This is a genomic window from Bradyrhizobium sp. USDA 4506 (assembly GCF_054058795.1).
Window position 1 is genome coordinate 4,364,178 of the sequence record NZ_JBSSBM010000002.1, and the last position, 22,180, is coordinate 4,386,357.

At 63.9% G+C, this 22,180-nt stretch carries 26 protein-coding genes; 9 read left to right on the forward strand and 17 right to left on the reverse strand.

All coding sequences use genetic code 11. The features are described 5' to 3' along the window. Positions 1 to 15: 15 nt before the first annotated feature. Positions 16 to 369, forward strand: a complete 354-nt coding sequence (locus ACVIHF_RS22965) for a hypothetical protein (RefSeq protein ID WP_057020572.1) — start codon at positions 16 to 18, stop codon at positions 367 to 369. Between the two features lie 5 nt (positions 370 to 374). Here ACVIHF_RS22965 and ACVIHF_RS22970 read toward each other — a convergent pair whose 3' ends face one another. The 4 genes from ACVIHF_RS22970 to ACVIHF_RS22985 form a co-directional block, all read right to left on the reverse strand. Continuing rightward, positions 375 to 611, reverse strand: coding sequence for a hypothetical protein (locus tag ACVIHF_RS22970; RefSeq protein ID WP_168856069.1), 237 nt, complete (start codon positions 609 to 611; stop codon positions 375 to 377). A gap of 117 nt (positions 612 to 728) precedes the next feature. Continuing rightward, on the reverse strand, positions 729 to 1,613 hold the full coding sequence (locus ACVIHF_RS22975) for a hypothetical protein (protein ID WP_375167067.1): 885 nt from the start codon (positions 1,611 to 1,613) through the stop codon (positions 729 to 731). A 223-nt stretch (positions 1,614 to 1,836) separates the two neighbouring features. Beyond that, on the reverse strand, positions 1,837 to 1,917 hold the full coding sequence (gene pqqA / locus ACVIHF_RS22980; protein ID WP_009031067.1) for a pyrroloquinoline quinone precursor peptide PqqA: 81 nt from the start codon (positions 1,915 to 1,917) through the stop codon (positions 1,837 to 1,839). Positions 1,918 to 2,252: 335 nt separating this feature from the next. Continuing rightward, positions 2,253 to 2,651 (reverse strand): calcium-binding protein, encoded by a 399-nt coding sequence (locus ACVIHF_RS22985; protein ID WP_456792588.1) that lies wholly within the window; start codon positions 2,649 to 2,651, stop codon positions 2,253 to 2,255. Between the two features lie 193 nt (positions 2,652 to 2,844). Here ACVIHF_RS22985 and ACVIHF_RS22990 point away from each other — a divergent pair, with 193 nt between their 5' ends. From ACVIHF_RS22990 to ACVIHF_RS23005, 4 genes are all read left to right on the forward strand, one after another. Continuing rightward, positions 2,845 to 3,090 carry a hypothetical protein gene (locus ACVIHF_RS22990; RefSeq protein ID WP_246786780.1) on the forward strand — a complete coding sequence of 82 codons (246 nt, stop codon included), beginning with the start codon at positions 2,845 to 2,847 and terminating at the stop codon, positions 3,088 to 3,090. A 225-nt stretch (positions 3,091 to 3,315) separates the two neighbouring features. Then, the gene (locus ACVIHF_RS22995) at positions 3,316 to 4,980 is read left to right on the forward strand and encodes a methanol/ethanol family PQQ-dependent dehydrogenase (protein WP_018272901.1); all 1,665 of its coding nucleotides are present in this window, start codon (positions 3,316 to 3,318) and stop codon (positions 4,978 to 4,980) included. 76 nt (positions 4,981 to 5,056) lie between these two features. Continuing rightward, positions 5,057 to 5,344 carry a c-type cytochrome gene (locus ACVIHF_RS23000; protein WP_253609934.1) on the forward strand — a complete coding sequence of 96 codons (288 nt, stop codon included), beginning with the start codon at positions 5,057 to 5,059 and terminating at the stop codon, positions 5,342 to 5,344. Further along, entirely contained in the window at positions 5,341 to 6,279 is a 939-nt protein-coding gene (locus tag ACVIHF_RS23005) for a substrate-binding periplasmic protein (RefSeq protein WP_456792589.1), read from the forward strand. Before ACVIHF_RS23000 ends, ACVIHF_RS23005 begins: the two co-directional genes overlap by 4 nt. Before the next feature lie 12 nt (positions 6,280 to 6,291). Here the strand turns inward: ACVIHF_RS23005 and ACVIHF_RS23010 are convergent, their stop codons facing one another. From ACVIHF_RS23010 to ACVIHF_RS23065, 12 genes are all read right to left on the reverse strand, one after another. Then, positions 6,292 to 7,200, reverse strand: a complete 909-nt coding sequence (locus tag ACVIHF_RS23010) for a flagellin (protein ID WP_456780088.1) — start codon at positions 7,198 to 7,200, stop codon at positions 6,292 to 6,294. Positions 7,201 to 7,216: 16 nt separating this feature from the next. Beyond that, entirely contained in the window at positions 7,217 to 8,992 is a 1,776-nt protein-coding gene (gene flgK / locus ACVIHF_RS23015) for a flagellar hook-associated protein FlgK (RefSeq protein ID WP_456792590.1), read from the reverse strand. A 27-nt stretch (positions 8,993 to 9,019) separates the two neighbouring features. Next, a complete protein-coding gene (locus ACVIHF_RS23020) occupies positions 9,020 to 9,475 on the reverse strand; it encodes a hypothetical protein (RefSeq protein ID WP_038379117.1) in 456 nt (151 codons plus the stop codon). Between the two features lie 19 nt (positions 9,476 to 9,494). Next, positions 9,495 to 9,749 carry a hypothetical protein gene (locus ACVIHF_RS23025; protein WP_456780086.1) on the reverse strand — a complete coding sequence of 85 codons (255 nt, stop codon included), beginning with the start codon at positions 9,747 to 9,749 and terminating at the stop codon, positions 9,495 to 9,497. Further along, positions 9,746 to 11,035 carry a flagellar hook protein FlgE gene (flgE, locus tag ACVIHF_RS23030; protein WP_028340077.1) on the reverse strand — a complete coding sequence of 430 codons (1,290 nt, stop codon included), beginning with the start codon at positions 11,033 to 11,035 and terminating at the stop codon, positions 9,746 to 9,748. Before flgE ends, ACVIHF_RS23025 begins: the two co-directional genes overlap by 4 nt. 19 nt (positions 11,036 to 11,054) lie before the next feature. Then, positions 11,055 to 11,714, reverse strand: a complete 660-nt coding sequence (locus tag ACVIHF_RS23035) for a flagellar hook assembly protein FlgD (protein ID WP_225647635.1) — start codon at positions 11,712 to 11,714, stop codon at positions 11,055 to 11,057. Between the two features lie 231 nt (positions 11,715 to 11,945). Continuing rightward, entirely contained in the window at positions 11,946 to 12,452 is a 507-nt protein-coding gene (locus tag ACVIHF_RS23040) for a hypothetical protein (RefSeq protein WP_456792591.1), read from the reverse strand. 103 nt (positions 12,453 to 12,555) lie between these two features. Next, on the reverse strand, positions 12,556 to 12,999 hold the full coding sequence (locus tag ACVIHF_RS23045; RefSeq protein ID WP_253607687.1) for a flagellar export chaperone FliS: 444 nt from the start codon (positions 12,997 to 12,999) through the stop codon (positions 12,556 to 12,558). Continuing rightward, positions 12,999 to 14,696 carry a flagellar filament capping protein FliD gene (gene fliD / locus ACVIHF_RS23050; protein ID WP_456792592.1) on the reverse strand — a complete coding sequence of 566 codons (1,698 nt, stop codon included), beginning with the start codon at positions 14,694 to 14,696 and terminating at the stop codon, positions 12,999 to 13,001. Before fliD ends, ACVIHF_RS23045 begins: the two co-directional genes overlap by 1 nt. Before the next feature lie 63 nt (positions 14,697 to 14,759). Next, positions 14,760 to 15,584: a flagellin gene (locus tag ACVIHF_RS23055; protein ID WP_028336954.1), complete on the reverse strand. Its 825-nt coding sequence runs from the start codon at positions 15,582 to 15,584 to the stop codon at positions 14,760 to 14,762. A gap of 140 nt (positions 15,585 to 15,724) precedes the next feature. Beyond that, positions 15,725 to 16,426: an RNA polymerase sigma factor gene (locus ACVIHF_RS23060; protein ID WP_028336955.1), complete on the reverse strand. Its 702-nt coding sequence runs from the start codon at positions 16,424 to 16,426 to the stop codon at positions 15,725 to 15,727. Continuing rightward, positions 16,423 to 16,629, reverse strand: a complete 207-nt coding sequence (locus ACVIHF_RS23065) for a hypothetical protein (RefSeq protein WP_253625916.1) — start codon at positions 16,627 to 16,629, stop codon at positions 16,423 to 16,425. Before ACVIHF_RS23065 ends, ACVIHF_RS23060 begins: the two co-directional genes overlap by 4 nt. Before the next feature lie 464 nt (positions 16,630 to 17,093). Between ACVIHF_RS23065 and ACVIHF_RS23070 the strand changes: the two genes are divergently transcribed. Genes ACVIHF_RS23070 through ACVIHF_RS23080 form a run of 3 tightly spaced genes read left to right on the forward strand, consistent with a single transcriptional unit; the run spans position 17,094 to position 21,623 of the window. Further along, positions 17,094 to 19,442, forward strand: coding sequence for a hypothetical protein (locus ACVIHF_RS23070; protein ID WP_456792593.1), 2,349 nt, complete (start codon positions 17,094 to 17,096; stop codon positions 19,440 to 19,442). Positions 19,443 to 19,500: 58 nt separating this feature from the next. Next, entirely contained in the window at positions 19,501 to 20,859 is a 1,359-nt protein-coding gene (locus ACVIHF_RS23075; RefSeq protein ID WP_456792594.1) for a hypothetical protein, read from the forward strand. Between the two features lie 38 nt (positions 20,860 to 20,897). Next, a complete protein-coding gene (locus tag ACVIHF_RS23080; protein ID WP_456781884.1) occupies positions 20,898 to 21,623 on the forward strand; it encodes a formyltransferase family protein in 726 nt (241 codons plus the stop codon). Between the two features lie 9 nt (positions 21,624 to 21,632). Here the strand turns inward: ACVIHF_RS23080 and ACVIHF_RS23085 are convergent, their stop codons facing one another. Next, positions 21,633 to 21,854, reverse strand: a complete 222-nt coding sequence (locus tag ACVIHF_RS23085) for a hypothetical protein (protein WP_253607681.1) — start codon at positions 21,852 to 21,854, stop codon at positions 21,633 to 21,635. A 120-nt stretch (positions 21,855 to 21,974) separates the two neighbouring features. Between ACVIHF_RS23085 and ACVIHF_RS23090 the strand changes: the two genes are divergently transcribed. Then, on the forward strand, positions 21,975 to 22,172 hold the full coding sequence (locus ACVIHF_RS23090) for a hypothetical protein (RefSeq protein WP_143271242.1): 198 nt from the start codon (positions 21,975 to 21,977) through the stop codon (positions 22,170 to 22,172). Positions 22,173 to 22,180: the final 8 nt, after the last annotated feature.

Consider the following 22,180-nt stretch of genomic DNA (forward strand, 5'->3'; position numbering starts at 1 on the left):
TAAAGGAGAGGCTGGATGTCGCGCGCGTTGATCGCTGTTGGTGTTGCGTCGCTTGTGCTGCCGGCGACGGTGCTCGCCCAAAGCAAGGGCAAAGGCATTCGGCTGTGGAATCTGACCAGCGCCACGATTTCGAGCTTCGCGCTGTCGCCGGCAGGCAAGAACGAGTGGGGTCCGAACCAGACGCTCAACGACAAGGACAAGGAAGTCGACCATGACGAGCGCCTGCGGATCACCGGCGTCGAGCCCGGCCGCTACGACGCCAAGGTCGGCTACAGCGGCGCCAGGCAGTGCTTCGTTCGCGACATCGAGATCAAGGCCGACGCCGTGTTTTCGGTATCCGACAAGGACTTGAAGGACTGCAACAAATAGGAAGGCTAACCCGCCGGCAGCTCGCCGCCCGTGCCGGCCCGATCGTTGCTGTGCGGATATTCGCAACGCCAGCGCACCGCGGTCCATTTCGGATGTTCGCCGACCCACCGCGCGATGTAAGGCGGCGCGGCCATGGCGCATTGCTGCAGCGAGCCGTTCCAGTTGAACACCAGATGCTGCTCCTCGCAGGTGGCGGGCGACAGCACGGCACATACCGTGACGATCAGATCAATCGGGTTCATGCGCGATCCCTAAGCGTGCTCATGCAATAGATAACACGGCGAAATACGTAATCAGCCACGTCCGGGTTTCACAGCCCCGTGAGAGGTTGGGGAACCCGGTCCGGGAGGCTTCACGCTCTAGAAGTTCAAACCGTACACCAGCCGCGCCTGATGGCGCTCGAAATTGACGAGGTCGAGGGCGGCATTGCTCCCGGCCCGCTGCCCCCAGGCCTGGACGCTCCAGGTCGCGGTCAGGCGTGAACGTTCGGAGAGCTGGAAATAGGCGGTCGGTCCGATGAACAGCGCCTGCCCGGACAGTTCATCCAGGCCGATTCCCTCGTACTTCCTGAAATAGCGCGCTTCGCCGCCGATCAGGATATCCGGCTTCACCCTGGCCATGAGGCCGAATGCGGCACCGATGGTGGCATCCTGATCCGCAGCGCCGGTGCGCGGCGTGCGCGTCCATTCCGGCTCATAGCTTAGGTTGAGGGCCGCGATGACAAAATTCGGGATCACCTCGCGGTCGAACGCGACCGTGAGTTCGGTGCCATAACTACGGACGGCTGCGGCCGTCGTCTCGTCGACGCGATCGGCACGCGTCTCCAGCGCGACCGTCATGCCAAAGGGCGCCGTCTCGCGATTCAGAAAGCGATAGCGGAAATCGACCGAGACGCTCTGCCACGACAGCTGGCGCCGATCGTCAAGACCCGGAACGCGGTTGATGTCGTATGCGCCGAATGACGTTCCGAGCTCGACACGAAAATTCTGCGCGGGCACGAGCTCGAGCTCCATTTCCTGATTGAGCGTGCGATACCGGCCGCCGTCCTTGGCGAAGCGCCCTGTGGTCTGGCTCTGGAATTCGCGCTCACCGACATTGCCCACGTCGGAGCCGATCATGAAGCCGAAGATGTGCTCGGTATCAAAGTCCTCGGCATATGCGCCAGGCGGCAACACCGCCGCGATGCCGGCAATCGCCGCGCACAGCATCCCCGCCCAACGCCCGGTCTTGAGTTTTGGATTCATTGTCCCCGCACCACCGCCTCAGGCCACACTGTAGGACAAAGCAGCTAGGCCCGCCAATCGCGCAGGTGGTGTCGGTCTCAAGGTCTTGTGGGAAGGGTATGAGAGAAGCTGTCCGAGCGGCCGCAGCGCCCGAGAAAGACACGTTCGACAAAAGACGCCTGCCCGGCTCGATGCAGCGCGCTGCACGAGCCGGGCAGGCTGTCTCGCGTTACTTGTCTTAAGATTACTTGCGCGCTGCGCAGGCGTACATGTTGATTTCCATGCCCACCGGCACTTCGACGATCTTCGGTGTTTTCCAGGCCATTTCCTTCTCCCAAGTCATAAGTTGGCGCAAGCCTCGCGCCGCGCGGCAAGCTAGGGCTGCCTTTTCCAGGGCGCAAGCCGGCCGGGTAAGGACCCGACTTCGCTGCTGGACATGCCGAAGCGGACGACGGCTCGCTGACATCTGCCCGGCATCGGGAACTCCGACATTGATCCGTCGGGCATTTTCCAGCTGCCGGGCGGCGACGCGTGGGTAAGGAGACCCGATTCATCCAGCCGCGTCTTGCCCAAGAGCGAAATCGCAACTTTTTTTGTTATGCGCGGAATTCTGCGTCAATATCCGGCAAGTCCGCCCGGCAAAGTTCGCCGGCTGGCAACCTATTGGAGCAGGCGCAACAGGGCTCGGCCGGCACGCGACTTCAACTCTTTCGCGTCCAGCGTTCCGTCATTGTCGGGATCTGCGGCCTTGAAGCGCTGCTCGACGACCGCAAGGTATTCGTCGAGCGTCAGGGTGCCGTCGTGATCCGGATCGGCAGCGGCCAGTTCTTTCGCGGTCAGCCGTCCGCGCAATTCGCGCGCGTCGAGCGTGCCGTCATGGTCGGGATCGAGCTTCGCGAACAGGTCGGCAGCTGCCTTCTTGGCTTCGGCGAGATCGACCGTACCGTCATTGTCAGGATCGAGCATCTTCAGCGCGCCCTTGCGGCCGGATGCCGCCAGGGCGGGCGCCGACAGGACGGCCATGGCCAAAGTCAGAGCAAACGATCGACGCGAAATCATCATTCATCTCCCTTACGTGCCGCTCCGGCGACGGGGCGAAGTGCGCCACGAAAAGCGCACCATAACAGCCTTGGCGAACCTTCGACAGCTGGCGCAACCGGTGAGCCCTTGTCGGTTTTCGGGTGGAAAGAGACCTCCCGACTGGTCACCTGTGAAGCTCCGACGTATCGCACCAAGATGATCGAGGCGAGCCATGAGCGACATTTGGAGGAGCGCATTGGGCTGTCTGGTTGTGCTCGGTCTGCTTGCGCCCGTGTCCGCGCAGACCCGGCACCCTGCCCCATCGGCGGAGGCGGTCCAGCAGCGCGTGCTCACCGGCAAGGAACGGCTCGGTCGCAAATGGACCGACGAGCAGCGTATCGATAATTGCAATGTGCCGCCGGACAAGCGGGGCGCGAAACCGCGGCCGAGTGTCTGTCCCCCGACGCCGTCCAGCTGACCGTTCGCGCCGCGGCATCACGGCGGGCCGCGCTGGTGTAGCGTATTCCACGCGACGGCAAGCCACGAACGCATCTGCGAAAGACCTGACGCTTTCGATCAGTCTCTTGCGGTTAGCGGGCGCTCGTTCACGTTTTCGTATTGACCCGTTTTGGTTTCAGGCGGATGGTTCCGTCCGCAACGTCAGGAATAGGCGTGCGGAAAAAAGATTCATTGGGAGGATAGGATGAGACGCATTGCGCTGGCCGCAAGCCTCGTGATTCTTGCATCGTATGGTGCAAGCGCCCAGACCAACGAGCAGTTGGTCAAGGGGGCGACTGATACTTCGAACGTTCTCAATTACGGCATGGGTTACAATCTTCAACGCTTCTCGACGCTGAACCAGATCAACAAGGACACCGTCAAAAATCTGGTGCCGGTCTGGAATTACAGTTTGAACGACGACCGCAGCGAGGAATCGCAGCCGCTCGTCTACCAGGGCGTCATTTACGTCACCACGCACAACGCCACGATCGCGATCGACGCCAAATCCGGCAAGCAGATCTGGAAGACCAAGGTCGAGTATCCCGCCGAGACGCCGCGTATCGTCTGCTGCGGCATCATCAATCGCGGTGCTGCGCTGTATGACGGCAAGGTGTTCCGCACCACGCTCGACGCCAATGTGATCGCGCTCGATGCCAAGACCGGCAAGGAGCTGTGGCGCCAGAAGGCCGCGGATATCAAGGAAGGCTACTCGATGACGGTGGCCCCGCTGGTTGCCGACGGCGTCGTGATCACGGGCATCTCGGGCGCCGAGTTCGGCACCCGCGGCTTCATCGACGGCTGGGATCCCGCCACCGGCAAGAAGCTCTGGCGTACCTACTCGATCCCGACCCCGGACGAACCCGGTGGCGACACCTGGAAGGGCGACACCTGGAAGCTCGGTGGCGGCTCGACCTGGATCACCGGCTCCTACGATCCCGAATTGAACACGGTGTATTGGGGCATCGGCAATCCTGGACCGTTCAACTCGGCGGTGCGTCCCGGCGACAACCTCTACACCTGCTCAGTGCTGGCGCTCGATCCGAAGACCGGCAAGATCAAGTGGCACTACCAGTTCTCGCCGAACAATCCGTTCGACTATGACTCGGTGGCCGAGATGGTGCTCGCCGACATGAATGTCGAGGGCAAGCCGACCAAGGTGCTGATGGACGCCAACCGCAATGGCTTCTTCTACGTGCTCGATCGCACCAACGGGAAGCTGCTCGCGGCCAATCCTTATGTGAACGTCAACTGGGCCACCGGCATCGACATGAAGACCGGACGGCCGATCGAGACCGACATCACCAAGGATGCGCGTGAAGGCAAGAAGGTCACCGTCTACCCGTCGATCCTCGGCGGCAAGAACTGGGAGCCGATGTCGTTCAATCCGCAGACCGGCCTCGCCTACGCCAACACGCTCGCGTTCGGCGGCAAGTACAAGGCCGAGCCGGTGACGTTCAAGCAGGGCGAATGGTATCTCGGCATGGATCTCACCGATCCCTGGGAATGGGGCACCGGACCGCGCGGCCATCTGAAGGCGATCGATCCGATGACCGGCAAGGCGAAGTGGGAAGCGCCGAGCGATATTCCGCGCTTCTCCGGCGTGCTCTCCACCGGTGGCGGCGTGGTGTTCTCCGGTCAGCTGACCGGTGAATTCGAGGCGTTCGACGCCGATACCGGCAAGAAGCTCTGGCAGTTCCAGACCGGCTCGGGCATCGAAGGACAACCCGTCACGTGGCAGCAGGACGGCGTGCAGTATGTCGCCGTCACCTCCGGCTATGGCGGCGTCTATTCGCTGTTCTCGGGCGACGAGCGGCTTGCCAAGGTCCCACCCGGCGGCTCGCTATGGGTTTTCGCGGTCAAGAACTGAGCGCGGAGCACACGTGACTGAACGAGTAACCCTGTTGACGGCGGCGATCTTCGCCGCCGTCGCGGCGGCGGTGATCATGCTGATTCCGGCCGCCGCACAGCAAACCACCGCAATCGACCTTGAGGGTCAGGCCGACCAGGGCAAGGTCACCTACGCCAAGAACTGCTCGCATTGCCATGGGCCCAACATGGTCAATTCCGGCACCATCACGCCGGACTTGCGCGCGTTTCCCGACGACAAGACGCGCTTCGTGACCACCGTGAAGCAAGGCAAGAACGGCAAGATGCCGCCCTGGGTCGACATCCTGAACGAGCAGGAGATCGCCGACGTCTGGGCCTTCGTGTCGAGCCGGAGGACCCAATGAGGGCTCTTCTTGCGGGCGCCGCGACAGCCCTGCTTCTCGCTTTGTCGTCGGCAGCGCATGCCGCCGACGAACCGCTCAAGGTATGCCTCGACGAGGATCTGCCGCCGCTATCGGCGCATCATCGCGGCAAGCCCGATGCCGGCTTCGACGTCGCGCTCGCGCAGGCCATTGCCGAGCGACTTGGACGGCCGCTCAAGATCCAGTGGTTCGAGAGCAAGCTCGACGAAGATTCGAGCCCGGCGCTCGAAGCCAATGCGCTGCTGTCGGACGGGCGCTGCTCGCTGGTCGGCGGCTACGCGCTTACCACGGACTCGCTGAAGGCACCCGGCGTCACGACAGCCAAGCTGCCGGACTTCGACGGCGCCACCCGCGAGGATCGCCGCCGGCGGATCCCGATCGGCGTGCTGGCGCCAAGCCAGCCCTACATCTATTCGCCGATGACCATCGTCCTCGGTCCCAAGGCCAAGGACAAGCTCAAGGAGCGCAAGATCACCGGCATCGGCGATCTCGCCGGCCTTCGCCTGACGATCGAAAGCGGCACGCTGGGCGACGCCATCCTGATGACCTTTGACAAGGGTAAGCTGATCGACGACATCACGCACCTCGTTCCGGGGCGCAGCGACCTGCTCGGAGAACTGGAACGCAGCGAATTCGACGCCACGCTGCTCGACCTGCGCCGCTTCGACGCCTACCGCGCTGAACATCCGGACACCAGGATCACGGCCTCGGGCTACTATTATCCGATCGGCGCCAACCGCGGTTACGTTGCGCTCGAATCCGACAAGGCGCTGCTGGAAGCCGTCAACAAGGTCCTCGCCGATCTGCAGGCCAAGGGCACCATCGCGGAGCTCGGCAAGGCCGCCGGCCTCACCTGGCTTCCGCCGCGTGAGCCGATCATCCTCGGCGATGTCTGGCTGAAGATCCTGAACCGGTGATGCCGGCGATAGCTATCGCAAATAGCTCGCCAGATTCATGCTCTGGATCTTGGAGATCGCCGAATAGGACGCCGTCAGCTGCGCCTGATAGGTCGAAAGCTGTGCCGTCACGGCCGCGACATCGACGCTGGTGAGGTCCGTCGACAGCGTCTTCGCAAAATTCTGATAGTCACTCTGGTTTGTGCTGGCGGTCTCGATCTGCGACGCCGCGGCCGACAACTTTGCCTGCACGGTGGATGTGGCATCCAGCGCATTACTCGCGAGGTCGAGCGCCTGCGTGATGTCGCTCGACGACAGCGTCGTGCTGTTGCCGACGAATTTCAAGAGCCGCATGACCTGCTCGAACGCCGGATTGTCGGCGGTGACGCCGTAGGAAATCGACTGGCTGTCCGACACGCGTACGGACGCGATCTCGCTGTCGCCCTTGTAATAGCTGGCGTCTGATGTCGTCAGCGATCCGGTGCCGGTGTCGAAGCTCGACAAATCCGCCGGCGCGGTGTCGGTGCGGGCGCCGCTGAAGACATATTCGCCGTCATACTGGGTGTTGAGCAGCCCCTGCATCTGCGCCATGGCCTGCTGGGCATAGTTGATCACCGATGCCGTCGCCGTGCCGCTGCCGGTGGTGGCCGCGCTGAGCTGGGTCCGCAGCTGCGTGATGATGTCGGTCACCGAACCGACCGCCGAATACATCACCTGCACCTTGTTACCGGCCAGTTGGCCGGCATCGATATAGGACTGCGCGCGCGTCACCGACACCTGCAAATTGATGACGCGCCCGGCGCCGGAACCATAGCCGCCGAAATCCTCGGATTGCAGCCCGGAGGACTCCTGCACCTGCTCGTTGGCCATGACCGCCTGCACCCGCAGCGCGTTTGATATCATCTGGTCCGACTGAGCAAAGGTGGCAACACGCATCATCATGACGACGGCCTCGGGCTCAGCTGGCGCTCATCGCAGTCATCAGCGCCGAGAACATGGCGTTGATGGCCGTAATGATCTGGGACGCGGCGGCGTATTTGTTCTGCAACGCACTCAGATTTGCGGATTCCTCGTCAATGTTGACGCCGGACTGCGACGACAGCGAATTCGCATATGTCGACTGCGCGGTTTGCTTGGCGGTGTAGGCCGCCGACGCCTGGGTCGCCTTGCCGGCGACGTTGGCGACGATGGCGGCCGCGTAGTCCGTGAAAGAGCCGGTGGTCGCCCCGAGGCCGCCGGCCATGCCGAAATTGGTCGACCCCGTCAGCGCGCTCGAGAGCGCGTTCACCACCGTCGCCGAGCCCGGTGACAGCACCGAGTTTCCGGCCGTCATCGTGGACGACGCATCGAGCGTCGCCGTCGGCAGCGCCGCCGTGCCGTTGAGGATGTCGCTGCGAACGGCGATGTCGGACGCGCCGGTCCCGGTGATCAGGTCGTTGAACCCGAAGTAATCCGAAAAGCCCTCGCCCGAACTGCCGACCGAGCTCGTCATCTCGTTGATCGCAACGCCGTTGCCGGATGTGGTCGTCGAGATCGACAAGTGTCCGTTGGCATCGACCGAAGCTGACAGCCCCGAGATACCGTTGATCGCGGTGGCGAGATCACCGACCGTTGCGTAGGACGACAGATCGAGGTCCTGGTAGGACACCAGATTGCCGCTCTTGTCCGCAACCGCGATGCGCACCGTGCCGGTCGCCGACAGCGGCGTCGTGCTGCTCACGGTGCCGGTCCCGGTCAGGCTCGCCGGCGGCGGCACCGACGCGCCCTGGTTCGATACCGCGTTGACGGTCGCGGTCAGCTGCCGGGCCAGCTCGTCGAGCTGCGACTGCGCCGCCGGCAGCGTCTGGTCACGCAAGGTAATCAGCGCGCTGACCTTGCCCGAGGAGATCTGCGAGGTGACGTCGACCCCATTGACGGTGATGCCGCTGAAACCGCTCAACGATCCCGCGCTATATGTCGTGGACGCCGTGACGCTGGGCAGCGCCGTATAGCTCAGCGGATGCGCCGTGCTATCGACCAGCGCCTGCCCCGATCCGGTATAGACCTGCAGATCGCCGCTCGACGTGGTGAAATAGCTCACATTCATCATCGACGCGAGATCCTGCAGCGCGCTGTTGCGCTGGTCCTCCAGATCGGCGGTCGACTGGCCGGCGGCCGCTTCCTGCTTGATCTGCTTGTTGAGGTCGGAGATCTGCTGCAGATCGGAATTGATGTCGCTGACCGACGAGGCGATGTCCTGGTCGGCATTGGAGCGCAGCTTCTGGATGCCGCTCGAGGTCTGCTGCAGCTGCGTCGTCACGGCCGCAAGCGCGCTGCCGGCGTTCGACTGCAGCGACGCGCTGCTCGGCGTGCTCGCCAACGACGACAGCGCCGACTCGAATGCCGCGATCGTATTCGCCAGCGAGGTGCCTGTCGTGGAGCTGTCGCTGCTCGAGGTGCTGCCATAGAGCTGCTGGAGCTCGGTCAGATAGTTGTTGTTGGTGTCGGCGGCGCCGAGATCGGAATCGGCTCCGACCAGCGACTTCAGCAGCAGCTTGTCGACCGCGCTGCTGATCCCCGTGATCGTGACGCCGGTCCCGACACCAGAGGTGACGCTGCTGCTCTGGTTGGCGGTCTTCGCGGTATAGCCCTTGGTGTCGGCATTGGAGATGTTGGCCGAGGCTACGCTGATCTGCACCTGCGTGGCTGACAGCCCGCTGAATGCGATGCTCCGTGCAATATCGAGCGACGACACGACAACCTCCCTCCGGCGCCGGCCCGATCACGCCCGTACGTTGGTGCCATAGGACATCGCGGGTGTGACGCGACGGCCGCCGGCACCATAGGGCGATACGTTGGCGATCTGCTCGCGGATTGCCTGCATGATCGCCTCGATCCTGCGGTTGCTCGCATCGATCGCCGCCCGCAACCGCATCACGTTCTCGTCCATCGCCATCCGAAGCTTCAGGATCCGATCCATCAGCTGCTCCCGCAGCACACGATCCTGGACGTTGAGGTTTGCGGTCTTGCCGACCGCCTCCGCCACACACTGCTCGAACAGGGTGGCGAGGCGGTGCTTCTCGTCGACCTGCTTCAGCCGCGAGGCCGGCAGCCCCTTGGCGAGCTCGACATTCTCCTCGTTCACGATCGCGATCAGATTGTCGATCAGCGCGATCAACGACCTGGCGCGCTCGTCATTGCCCGCGGGATTGATCTTGATGTTGCGTTCCGGTGTCATGTCATCGCTCCCGTTCAAGCTAGTGTCCGCGACGCAGGGCGCGAACTGATTGTGCGCTGCGCCCGTACGCGGTGATCGCCGTTACCCGGACCGTGGCCCGGTTGAGTTCATGGTCGAGCCGAGCGCATTCGCGCATCAGCTGGTCCCGCAACGTTCCCACATCGTCGAGCAACGCACGGAGCTGCGCCCGGTCGTCCGGCCGAACCGCAGCGGCCTTCGCCTTCAGCCGCTGAAGCCTGACCAGCAAGCGGTCATTCCGCTTGTCGGTCATCATCGCGACACCGCCGAGATCAGCGTATCGAACATCTTGTCGACTGTGGTGATCACCTGCGAGGCCGCCGAATAGGCCTGCTGCGCCGAGATCATGTTGGAGAACTGGCCGCTGGTATCGGTGGTGCTCGACTCCAGCTCGCTGCCGTAGATCGTGCCGGCGCCGTTGGTGCCCGAGGTCTGCAGCGTGGCGTTGCCGGAAGCTGCCGTCGCGGAGTACATGCCGTCGCTGGCCGCGCTCAATCCGTTGGGATCGCTGAAAGTCGCGACCGCAATCTTGTAGATCGCGATCGTCTGCCCGTTGGAGTAGGTGGCGTCGACCACGCCTCCCTTGCCGATCGAAATGCTGCTCAGCTTGCCATAGGGCAGACCGTCCGACGTGATGCTCGTAAGGTCGACGGCCGGCGTGGTCTCGCCTGACGAATACTGCGTGAGGCCGTCGGTTTTGCCAGCCGTGCCGAGATTGAGCGTGATGGCCGTGCCATTGGCGGCAGAACTGTCGGCCGCCCCATCCTTCCAACCCGTCACCGATATGACGGGAGGGCTCGGGCTGGTCGAGGCGAGCGAGCCGTCGCTGTTGAAGGTGATATCCACCGTATCGGTGATCGCGTTGGCGCTGTCTGTCGTGGAGTCCGAGGCGAGCTTTGGCGTCTCGAAACTGGCCTGCCAGCTGTTGTCGGCGGTCTTCTTCCAATCGATCTGGATCGTGCTTGCCGTGCCAAGCGAATCGTAGACCGTCATCGAGCTATTGAAGGTCGCACCGACCGCGGCATCGGCCGGCAGGTTCGCCGCGACCGTGGTCTTGGTGGTGGCGCTGCCGCTGGTGGAAGCCACCTGCGTATTGATCGGACCAAGGCTCGCGGCGGAGGCATTGCCGATGATGTTGCCGTCAGCGTCGGTGCGCCAGCCCTCGAGGTAATTGCCGTTGTTGACGAGGTAGCCCAGATTGTCGGTGGTGAACGCACCGTTGCGCGTATAGGAGGTGGTGCCGCCGGACGTCGCGTTGGTGGTGACGAAGAAGCCGCTGCCCTGGATCGCGACGTCGGTGGCGTTGGTGGTCGCGGACAGCAAGCCCTGCTGGGTGATGTTGGCGCGGCCGGACACCGTGACGCCGCCGGACGTATATGAGGTGGCGCTGTTCGACGCGGTCACCAGATCCTGGAACATCGCCGACGTGGTCTTGTAGCCCGTGGTATCGGCGTTGGAAATGTTGTCGGAGATCATTGCCAACGACTGGCTCTGCGCATTGAGCGCCGAGATCGCCGAGGAAAGAGCACCAGTGAGACTCATGATATGACTCCGGAAGCAATCAGGACGTGACGCCGATGATGTTGGCGGCGCTGACGGGGACGCCGTTCACGAGCAGCGACGGCGTCGAGCCGGAGGCATCGATGCCGGTCACCGTTCCCGTCATCGTGGTGTAGCTGAGCAGCGAGTTTCCGGCGGAGTCGGTCGCGGTCACCTGAATCGTGTACTGGCCGCCGTCCTTGAGCTGGGTCCCGTCGGAGGTCTGGCCGTTCCAGGTGAAGGTGTTGGAGCCGGCGGTTCCGGTTCCCTTGCCGCTCCACACCGTGTTGCCCGAGGAGTCCTGGATCGTGATCGCGACGTTGGACGCGGCCGATGTGAGCGAGTAGCCGAAGGTCGCCGAGCCGTTGGTCAGTTCCGCCGTGTTCGTCTTCGCCTCGACGGTGTGGCCGATATAGTTGACCGAGTTGAGCGTCACGAGGCTCGAGAACGAGCTCGCCAGCGATGTCATGCTGGCGTTGGTCGACTGCTGCTCGGTGAAGTTGGCGTAGGAGGTGAGCTGGTTGATGAAGTCGGTCGTGCTGGTGGCGTTCAGCGGATCCTGGTTTTGCAGCTCGCTGACGAGAAGGTTGAGGAAATCGGTCGAGCTCATTCCCATCGACGCGCTCGACGACGAGCTCGACGTGGTGGACGTTGCAGCAGAGGTTGCCGAGGAGACGGTCATGACAAGGCTCTCTTCGCCGCGGAATGCGCGACGGAACGCGGTGGAACATTGGGGTCGTGATGTCGTTCGCAGATAGAACGGATGACGCGCCGATTTCAGGCGCGGATTCATCCACCCGGAATCACTTGATGAATCGGCAGAATTTGCCGTGTCCGTGGCAGGTTCATGGCTCGCAGGCGTGCATCTCGCCGCGAGAGCCCGCGGAGAGCTGCAACGGCAATGCGCAGCGTTTTAGAGCGAAAGGCTGATCGGCAGATCCGGCTCGCCGAGCATCAATGCCGGCGGCGTCAATGCGGGCAACAGGCAGAGGGCCAGCAGCAGCGCAGGCAGCACCTTGCCTTGCTGTGCGGATTGGCCCGGTGCTTGTGCATCGTTCGGCTGATCGTCAGCCGAGGCCGGCCCCGAAGCGGGCTTCTGGGGCAACTTCGCCGCCGCGGTCACGATGCGGTCGGCAAGACCCTTGGGTGCGCGAACCGGCGGCGCCGCGAGCCCGCCGCGTACCGCACTCGCCTCTTCGTAGAGCGTCCGCGCCTCGGCCGAAGATGCCAGGAGCTGGACGGCGGCAAGACGTTGATCGTCGGGCCAGCGGGACAGATCCTCCCCCAGCCGGTCGATCAGGTCTTCGAATGTCGCAACGTCCATCGCGCGCGCAGATCCAGCCTCGTCGCCAAGGCTGTCATAAAGCATTCGCAGGACGGCGGAAATCAATTTCCGCCGCTGCCGCATCAGGTCCAGCAAGGTGCTTGCCGCACGGCTATTTTCCCCAACCAGGGCGCCCGCTCAGGCCCTTTGCTGCGCCGGCTAAGCGCCCTCGTCGGGTGATTCGCGGCCCTCTCCAAGCTCAGCGGCCGGCGGCTGATTCGAGCGTCTTGTCGAGTGCCCTGGCCTTGGCGGCCTTGCCGGCGGTCGCCTCGACGAACTTCCAGGCGTCGCGCAGTTCCGCCAGGCTCGCGATGATGCGCCGGAAATTCTCCCTGGCCTGCGGCCGGCCATAGGAGCGCAGGCACGCCATGATCAGGGCGCTATAGGTGCGGTAGAGACGATCGGCCATCGCGCCGCCACGGGTGAAATCGAGATTGTGGCTCAGCCCGCGCAGGATCGCGGTCGCCCGCGTCAGATAGATGTGCCCTTCCTCGAAGCGCTTCGCCTCGTGCGCTTCCAGCGCCTTCTGCAACAGCGTGATCGCGCCGTCGCACAGCATCACCACCGCCTTCAGCGGCGGCACCGCCACTGCGGCGGATCGATAGGCATTGTTGGCGTGGTAGGCGGTCGCGTTCTGGGTCATTAGTTACTCGATGATGCGTCTAGGAGTGCTTTCAGGTAGCCCAGCGTGTTGTTCGCGCTTTCGATGGCCGCCTGGTAATTGGCGTATTGAACCTGCAGCTGAGCCTTGAACGTCGCCGCATTGCTCTGAATGTCGCTGACCTGGGACTGCAGGTCGGTATCGCGCGACTGCAAGTTGGAGATCATGGTCTGGAGTTGACCGCTGGTGCCGGAACTGGTGTGCGCGAGCTGGTAGAGCTGCGTCGCCAAACCGGACGACGATGTCACCGTGATCGATTGCGAGGTCGAGCCCGTATAGGTGAAGGCCATACCGGCGTAGATCGTTCCTGAATTGCCGATGATGGTGTTGCCGACCACCGAAAAGCGGGAGCTGTCGCCGCCGACCGAGGCTCCGGTCAGCGTACCGGTGGAGTCCACCGTGAGGTCGAGCGTGAAGGATTGCGGCGATGTGCCGGTATTGACCACACTGAGCTGGCTGGACGAAGTGGCGGTCTGCGCCGACAGCAGCTGGGTGACGCCGGCGAGATTTTGCGTCAGCACCGTCGACAGCGTTCCGGTATCGAGCTGGAGCTCGTTGTTCTCATTGAAGGACAGGCCGAGATCGGCCATCGTCATGCCGCCGACCGTCCCGCTGAGCACCTGCTGCAGCTGGGTCATGAGATCGCGCATCGTGCTGTCGCCGAACAGCACCGCGCTCGACGCGGCCGTGCCGTCGGAATTCTGCGCCGACTGCGCGATCACCTGGTCGCGAAATGCGTTGTAGTTGGTGACGAAGGTCTGCAGCGCTGACGTGATCTGGCTGGTGTCGGTCTCGATGCTGATGTTGAGGCTGGTGCCGCTCGGCGTCGGCTGCAGCAGGTCGAACGTGACGCCGGACAGGACGTCGGAAATGTCGTTGGTGTTACGCGTGAGCGCGATGCCGTCGAGGGTGAACTCCGCGGACTGCGACTTCTGCAGCACGTCGGTGAACGCCCCGGACGTGTCGGTGACGCCGAGCTTGTTCAGGATGTCATCGCCCGACGTCGACGAATAGGCGATGTCAGCGGCGTCCTGCGTCCCCGTCAGCACCATCTCGTAGGACCCGCTCGACACCTGGACGATGGAGGCCTGGACATTGGTGGTCGAGGTCTGGGCGTTGATGGTGTCGACGATATCCTGCATCGACATGCCGCTGGTGATCGAGATCGCCGTGCTGGTGCCGCCGGACAGGCCGAGCGAGAAAGTGCCGGAGAGGCCCAGCGCCGTCGAGCTGCTCGACTGCGAGGAGCCGATCACCTTCTGCGCGGTTGCGAGCTGGGTGATCTGGAGCGTGTGATCGCCGGTCGCCGAGCCGCTGTTGACGCTCATGTTGAGCGCCGACGAGGCGCTGACGTCACCGGTGGACGAGATCGTCGCCGCCCGGGTGGCGAACGCGTTGGTGGCAATCGAATTGATGATCGAGGTGCTGAGCGACGACAACCCGGTCGCCAGCGTCGACAGCTCGGTCTGCAGCGATTGATAGGCCGTGATCTTGGCCTGGTTCGCGGTGATCGTCGTGGTGATCGAGGTCGCCGCTGCGAGCTTGGCGTTGACCTCGGCCTCGATCAGGGCATCCCAATCGATGCTGGTCGAATTGGTCGTGCCGGTCGTTGTCACCGTGCTGGCGGAACTGGTCGACGTCGTGTTTGATGTGCTCGAGGTGGCGCTGCTAACCGTCATGTCGACACTTCCGCCGCGATAGGAACCGGGCCGGCATCATGCCGGCCCGATCGATCTTTCGAATTAGCCGAGCAGCTTCAGCAGGTACTGCGGCATCTGGTTCGCCGCGGTTTCCGCCGAGACCGCGGCCTGGGTCTTCACCTCGGCCGAGGACAGCGTCGCCTGCTCGGAAGCGATATCGACGTCCTTGATCGCCGAGTTCGCCGACTGCAGGTTCTGGGTCTGGGTCGAGATCGAGTCAGCGCTGAAGTTGAAGCGGGATTCCTGAGCACCGATCTCGGCGCGTGCGGACGAAACCTTGTCGATCGCGGTGTCGAGAGCCGTCATCGCGCTGGTGGCGCTCGACAGACTGGACACATCGAGCGACGTCACGGACAGCGACGAGGCCGTGAGGCTCGTCAGCGTGATCGTGATGGTGTCGGCCGAGGTCGAACCGACCAGCACCGAGACGCCCGAGGAGAACACGCTCGAACCGTCGAGCAAGCTCTGGCTGCTGTAGCGGGTTCCGCTGGCGATCGAGTCGATTTCGCCCTTGAGCTGCGTGAATTCCGAGTTGATGTAGGCGCGGCTGGAATCGGCCACGGTGCCCGAGGCGGACTCGGAAGCCAGCGACTTCATGCGGGCCAGGATGTCCGAGATGTTGGAGGCGCCGCCGTCGGCGGTCTGCAGGATCGAGGTCGCCTGCGCCGCGTTGGTGGCGGCCTGCTGCAGCGTCGTGATGTCGGAGGAGATGCGGGTCGAGATCGCAAGACCGGCCGCGTCGTCGGAAGCCGAGGTGATGCGCGAGCCGCTCGACAGCTTCGACAGCGCGCTGGTTTCCTGCTGCGAGTTGATGTTGAGGTAACGGACCGCGGAGTTCGCGGCGGTGTTGGTGGAGATTGCCGGCATGAGTAGCTCCTGTGCTGATGGGGCATGGCATGCCGCATCGTGAAAAAGAGAGGTGACGCGGATCCAGCCCCCGTCCGCCCGATCAAACGGGCCGGCCGCCGGTGGTCAGGCGCAAAATCTTCAGAAGCCGGAATTTATGGTTAGCAGTCGGTAAACGCGCCGCGCAGGTCGCGCTCGTGCCGCTTCAGCATCTCGCGCAGCTGCTGCCGTCCTCGCTTCAACAGCGACTCCACCGCGGCCACGGTCGTATCCATGACCTCGGCGATCTCGCCGTTGCTCATGTTCTCGTGATAGGAGAGGATCACCGCGACGCGCTGCTGCTCGGGCAGCCGCTGCATCGCGACCTCCAGCAGATTGCCGATCTCGTTGCGCTCGATCACGGCGGAGGCATCGAGCTGGGTGTCGGCGACCTCGGGCACGACATCGACATTCTCGGTGCGCGGCTTGCGGCGCAGATCGATGCAGCGGTTGCTGACGACACGATAGAGCCAGGTCGAGAACTTGGCGCGGCCATGCTGCCAGCGGCCGCGATGCGTCCACACCTTCAGCATCGTGTCCTGCACCACGTCCTCGGCGTCGGCGGCGTTGCCGACGATGCGCAGCGCGATCGCGTAGGCGCGATCGACGTGACGTTCGACCAGAGCACGGAACGCCGTCTCGTCGCCGGCGGCGAGACGGTCGAGCAATTCCTTGTCTTCGTCGTGGATCTCGACGGTGTCGAGCGGACCCGCATCGGCAACGGTCGGAACGTTGCTCCACGGAGCAGCCGCTTCGGCCGGCGCAACCGCGGCCGGCGTGGCCTCCACTTCGGCCGGTGCCCTCATATCAAGCGCGTAACTCATCCGCCGCTCTCCAACCAACGCCGCTGGCACACATTCCATGCGGCTTCTGAGCGTTGAACGGAGAGCGTCAGCAAACCAGGCGAACTTTTTTTGTTATTTTTCAAATGCTTAGCCGGATGTTTTTGCCGACCGCCCGGCAAAAGCTGCCGCTGCGCGTAGGCGCAGGGAAAAATGCGACGGAGTTTGGAGCAGTCGTTCAGCATCGCCTCGCATTTCCGCGGAAGAGATCGTCGCGTCGGAAAACGCTGTTGTCACACCAACTAACGCCACGCGAACCCATGCATGCGCCGAGCATGCGAGTGACTCACCGCCGTTGGTCGCCATCTTGCATTCGACGATTGCGACTAGGCAATTTTTTCCGAATCACTGTTTCGACGTTATCGGATTTTTTGAATCTGTCAGTCGCGAAGCGCGCGTTTTCGAATCCCGCATCAACTTTTTTGAACTGTCGCGCCTGATTTGTCTCACGCGCGCGTTCAACGCATGAGGACTGGCGGGAATTTTGCGCATGACAATCATGACGGTCGACGCGACGCGTCGAGCGCAGAACGTTTCGGCATGTTCATTCGATGTTTTCGATACATTTCTGTTGCGCGCCTGCACGACGCCGGATGGCATATTTGAAGGGGTTTTTCAGCGTTCCTGCATTGCTGAAAAATTTCCGAACATGTCCGCCAGTTTCGTTCAGCATCGAATCCAGGCGGAGGCGCGGGCGCGCAAAGTATCGCAGGAGCGGTGCGGCTCAACTGAAGTGCGCATCGCCGACATCTACAAATACTTTCCGTTCAGGCTGTTCGGCCTGAGCCGCGATGCGTTGCAGGATCTCGCGCAGATCGAGTTCGAGACCGAGCTCGAGCTGTGCCGCGCCAATCCCGAAATGCTCGAGCAATATCTGGACATGAAGCGCGGCGGTTTTCGCGTCGGCTTCATTTCCGACACCTACTGGAGCACCGACCAACTCGCGCAGCTGCTGCGTTCCTGCAGTCCCGGGCTGAGCTGGGATTTCCTCTATGCGTCCTGCGATCACGGCAGCAGCAAGAGCGAGGCACTGTTTGAAGCCTATCTCGCCGAGCAAGGCATCGACGCGGCAAGCTCGTTCCATGTCGGCGACAACCACACCGCGGATGTCAACGGCGCGCGCCGTCACGGCATCCGTCCGCGCTACTACCCGCAGGCCGGCGCGGCGCTGGCTTCCAAGTTTCAACGCGAAGCATCGATCTTCGAATTGCTGTGTCCCGATCAGCCGTCGCGGCTCGATTGCGGCGCCCGCACGCTGCGGCGCGCGGTGACGGCGAAGAGCGCGGAGCCTGCTCCCGCCTTCGACCTCGGCGTGACCGTGCTCGGCCCGGTGATGGCGGCGTTCGACGCATTCATTGCCGCGCGGCGCAGCGCGCTTGCTCGCGAGGGCGCGCGCGTTGCGGTCGGCTTCCTCGGCCGCGACGGCCTGCTGCCGCATCGCGTCTGGCAGGCAAACCACGGCGAGACCGGCGCCTATATCGAGATCAATCGTCGCGTCAGCCTGGTCGGGTCTGCCGATACGCTCGAACCACTCTGTGAGCTGCTGAGCCGGGTCGTCAAGATCGACGCGGCGACCTTTATCGACATCGTCAAGGTGCAGCCGCCCGCCGTGATGAAGTTCTTCGCGCAGTATCCCGACGGCATTGCCAGCGGCCGCGAACTCGCCGACGCCCTGCCCGATCTGATGGACCCGCGCGAGATCACCGATATCGCTGCCGGTGTCCGGACCCGTTTGCTGACCTATCTTCGCGCGCATATCCGGGATTTCGACGGCTGCACCGATCTGATCCTGGTCGACCTCGGCTATTCCGCAAGCGTGCAGAAGTCGTTGCGGCGAATTTTCGATCGCGAGGGCATCCGCATCCGCCTGCACGGCGCCTATCTGCTGACGCTTGACGATGCCTTCGACGGCATGTCCGATGACGACACCGCGGAGGGCCTGGTCTCTGATCGCGTCGTCACGCCGCACGTCAAGCGCATGCTGATCCGCAACGTCGCATTGCTGGAGCAGCTGTGCTGTTCGACCGAAGGATCGGCGCGGGACTATCGCGACGGTGAGGTATTGCGCGAGGGTGATCAGCGCCCGGCCGCCCAGCTGGCGCTGGCGACCGAGGTGCAATCCGGAACGCTGGCCTATGTTTCGCGCGCCCGCGAGCTGGCACCACGCTACGGATTGCAGCCCGATGCCGCCCCCGCGGTCGCGGCGCGCTGGACGGCCGCCGTGCTCGGCCGCCTCCTGCTGCTGCCGGACGATGATGAGCTCGCGCTGCTCGGCGGCATCAAGCATGACGTCAATCTCGGCACCCCGGCGCTGGCGCCATTGCTCGATGCCGACTTCGTCAATGATAGCATCATCGCCCGCGGCCTCATGACCGCCTGCACGGCTCCGGCGCCCCCGATGTGGCTGGCGGGCAGCTTTGCCGCCCTGTCGCCGTCGCATGCCTATCTCTACACGCTGTTCGGCGCCAATCGCCTGCCCGCGAATGTGTTCGGCGAAGCGCTGTGCGGGACGCTGCAGGTCGGTCTGTTCGATCGGAACGGCCAGGCTTCGCTGGAGGCGATCAACGTCTATCATACCGGGCTCGGCGACCTCCGCCTGCGGATACCGCTGTCGCGCCGGATGGCAATCGCGACTATCGCGCTGCCGCTGGCCAAGCTCACCCGCGACGGGATGCTCCACGGCATCACGGTCCAATACGGCGAGAGCGCCGCGACAGCCGCCGAGAGTTCGAACGTGACAGCGATCGCCGAGGGACGGCTCATCGATGCCGGCCTCGAACGGCGCGGCCGTCACTTCCGCGCCACCAGTGACGACGGCATGCTGCTCATCCCCGTCGACGGCTTCGAAGACGACGTCGCCATCTACACGGTCGCGCTGACCGCCCTCGACCATGACCGCATCCTTGCGGTCGCGGACCGCGACGGCAACGGCGCCGCTTCGGCCACACTGACCTGGCGCAGCGCCAGAGGCATGCCGACAATGAACAACGACAGCTGATTTGTCCGCCTGATCCGGCCGCCCCGCACGTAGAAGGTTAACGAGGGGTAGTGCGGGCATGATTTCGGCTGACACGGCGCAAGCGGACGGCTTGCAGACGGACTTCGACCACTTGCTGGCGGCGAACGGCATCCGGATGAGTGCTGCGCAGCGCCGGCGGCTCGCCTGGCTGTCGGAGCGGCTCGGACCCGCGGTCGTCCATCAGGCCGGCTCGGCGCCGGCGAGGGACCATGGCGTCATCATCCTCGTCGAGCCACCGAGCGGCCCCGCCGCCGAGATGCTTTACCGGTCGCTTCGCGCCGACTGCGCGGTCGTCGTCCCCTTCGGCGAGAATCCCGCCTTCGACTTCCTGAAATCCAAGCTGACCGACCTCGGAACGATCGGGCCGAGCTTCGATGGCCCGCACGAGATGTGGTGGGGCGGCCTCAATTGGCGCCCGATCGCGCCCGAGCAAGGCTCAAGGTCCGAGGCATCGCTGCGCGTGGTCTCCTGCTACCCCCGCGCTTGCGGCGACGACCATGCCCGCGCTCTCCGCGACAAGCTGGCCGAATTTCGGATCCCCTGCGATATCGCACCGATCGACACCGCAGACGGCGAGCACATGCGCGCAGCCGAGAAATCCGCCTTCTTGCTGCGGATGTGGGAGCAGCATCGCGAGCCGCTGCTGTTCATCGAGGCCGACGCAGTCCTCAGCGAGCCGCCAATGCTGCCGTCGTCCCTCGCATGCGACATCGCGCTTCACAAATGGAACCGGTGGGAAATGTCGGCGCGCACCCTCTATCTCGCCCGTTCGCCCGCCGCCGAAACGGTGCTGCGCAACTGGCATCACATCGCGAGCGCCTATCCCGCGGTCTGGGAAGGCTATCTGCTCGACCAGGCCTGGAGCCTGACATCGTCGCAGATGGCGCTCGACACCGTCTGGCTGCCGCGTTCATACCACGCTCCGGCCGAAGACGCCGGCACGCCCCGCCACACCACGGTCGTTCACAACCTGCCCACCGACAGCAGCGATCTTGGACCGGACGCCGAATTCGGCGTCGCGATGCGGGCCGCGCGGCGCGCCAGCCGCAGCGGCGGCCGTGACGCCATGATCGTGATCCGGTCGCAGGCGGCCTCGAATGATGCGATCACCGTGATCATGCGCGATATCGCGGCCAGCGACGCGCGCGAAATGGCTGCCAGCATCGAGGCGGTCACCGGCGCGTTCGCAGCCGATTGCGGCGGGTTCGGCCGGCTCGAGCTCGCACTCTGCCCCTGGCAGGACGATATCCGCGCGGCGAAATCGGCCGCGAAAAGCGCGAACAACCGCATCATCGAGATCGCGCCGTGGCAGGCGCTGCCGGCCGATCTGTTCCGCACCGTGGGCCAGTCCCGCGATGCCGGCAGCGTCGTCGTGATGGCCGGGCAGCACGGCTGATTAACGCCGGAAAGACAGAGCAAGGGAAGGACATCGACATCATGAAGACAATCATCCTTCTTACCGGTGCCGCCAACCAGCAATTCGCGCTCACCGAACTATTGAAGGCGCACAATCCGGCGCTGTCGTTCAGCTGCGCGGTAACGGCCGACGAGCTCGCCGCGATCGAGCCGGAGGTCTTGCGCGAGGCCCGGCTGTTGGCCTTCACCACCAGCGTCATCGTGCCGGAGCACATTCTGGCGGCGCTCGGCCACTGCGCCTACAATTTCCATCCCGGCCCGCCGCAATATCCCGGCTGGGCGCCGGCGCATTTCGCGCTCTATGACGGTGCCCGCACCTTCGGCGCGACGGCCCATGTGATGGCCGCGCGCGTCGATTCCGGCCCGATCGTCGGGGTCGAGTCCTTCATCATTCCCGACAAGATCAGCGTGCGCGGTCTCGAACAGATCGCCTATGTGCGGCTTGCCCATCTGTTCTGGCGGATGTCACGCGATCTCGCCTGCGATCCCACGCCGTTGGCGGAATTGGAGATCGCCTGGTGCGGAATCAAGAGCACGCGGTGGATGTACCGCGAGATGTGCGAGCTCCCCACCGACATCAGCGCCGGCGAGCTGGCGCGCCGGATCCGTGCCTTCCACGACGACTTTCGCGGCATCCCGCTGACCTGCTCGTTGCACGGCATCCGCTTCCAGCTGGCAACGACTGCCATGCAGGTGCCCGAGGCACCACAGGTGGTCTCGCCGCCGCTCGCCGCGGCCTCCTGAGAAACGGCCTCAACCGCGCGTCGCACGGCCCCGGACCTCGCGGTGCCGCTGCAAATGCGCCCTCACCGCGCGCTCCGCGGCGCGCGCGGAGCCGAAATAGCCACCGTCGAGGCCGTCAAAGGCGCGATCCGAGGAGAAGAAGCAGAAGCCGCTTTTGTCGCTGACGACGATACCAGCGGTCCGATCCGATACTTCGATGACATAGGCTTGAGACATTTGGGCTTGGGACATGCGTGTTCGATCGCCGGACGACGGCGCTCCTGTCTGATTGTCGGGTGCTTGACTTGTTGGAGCGATCAACAACAGACGCCGGTCGCCGCCGAGACGCAGCGATGCTGCATGCGGTTTCGCATGTCGCACATCAAGCTGCGGTGGTCGTGTCTCATTGCGGTGGCCTTGAACAACGCGGGGTATCGCGCAGCAATATCCGGCCGAACCGCGCGGCGGTCAATGAAATGGCTGACCAAAGATAAGAGCCCGGCGCGACGCCTCATTCGCGGCCAGCGGAAAAACAGCACAGTTTTGGTGGTGACGGTCGTGGAGCGCTGAATTGGCCG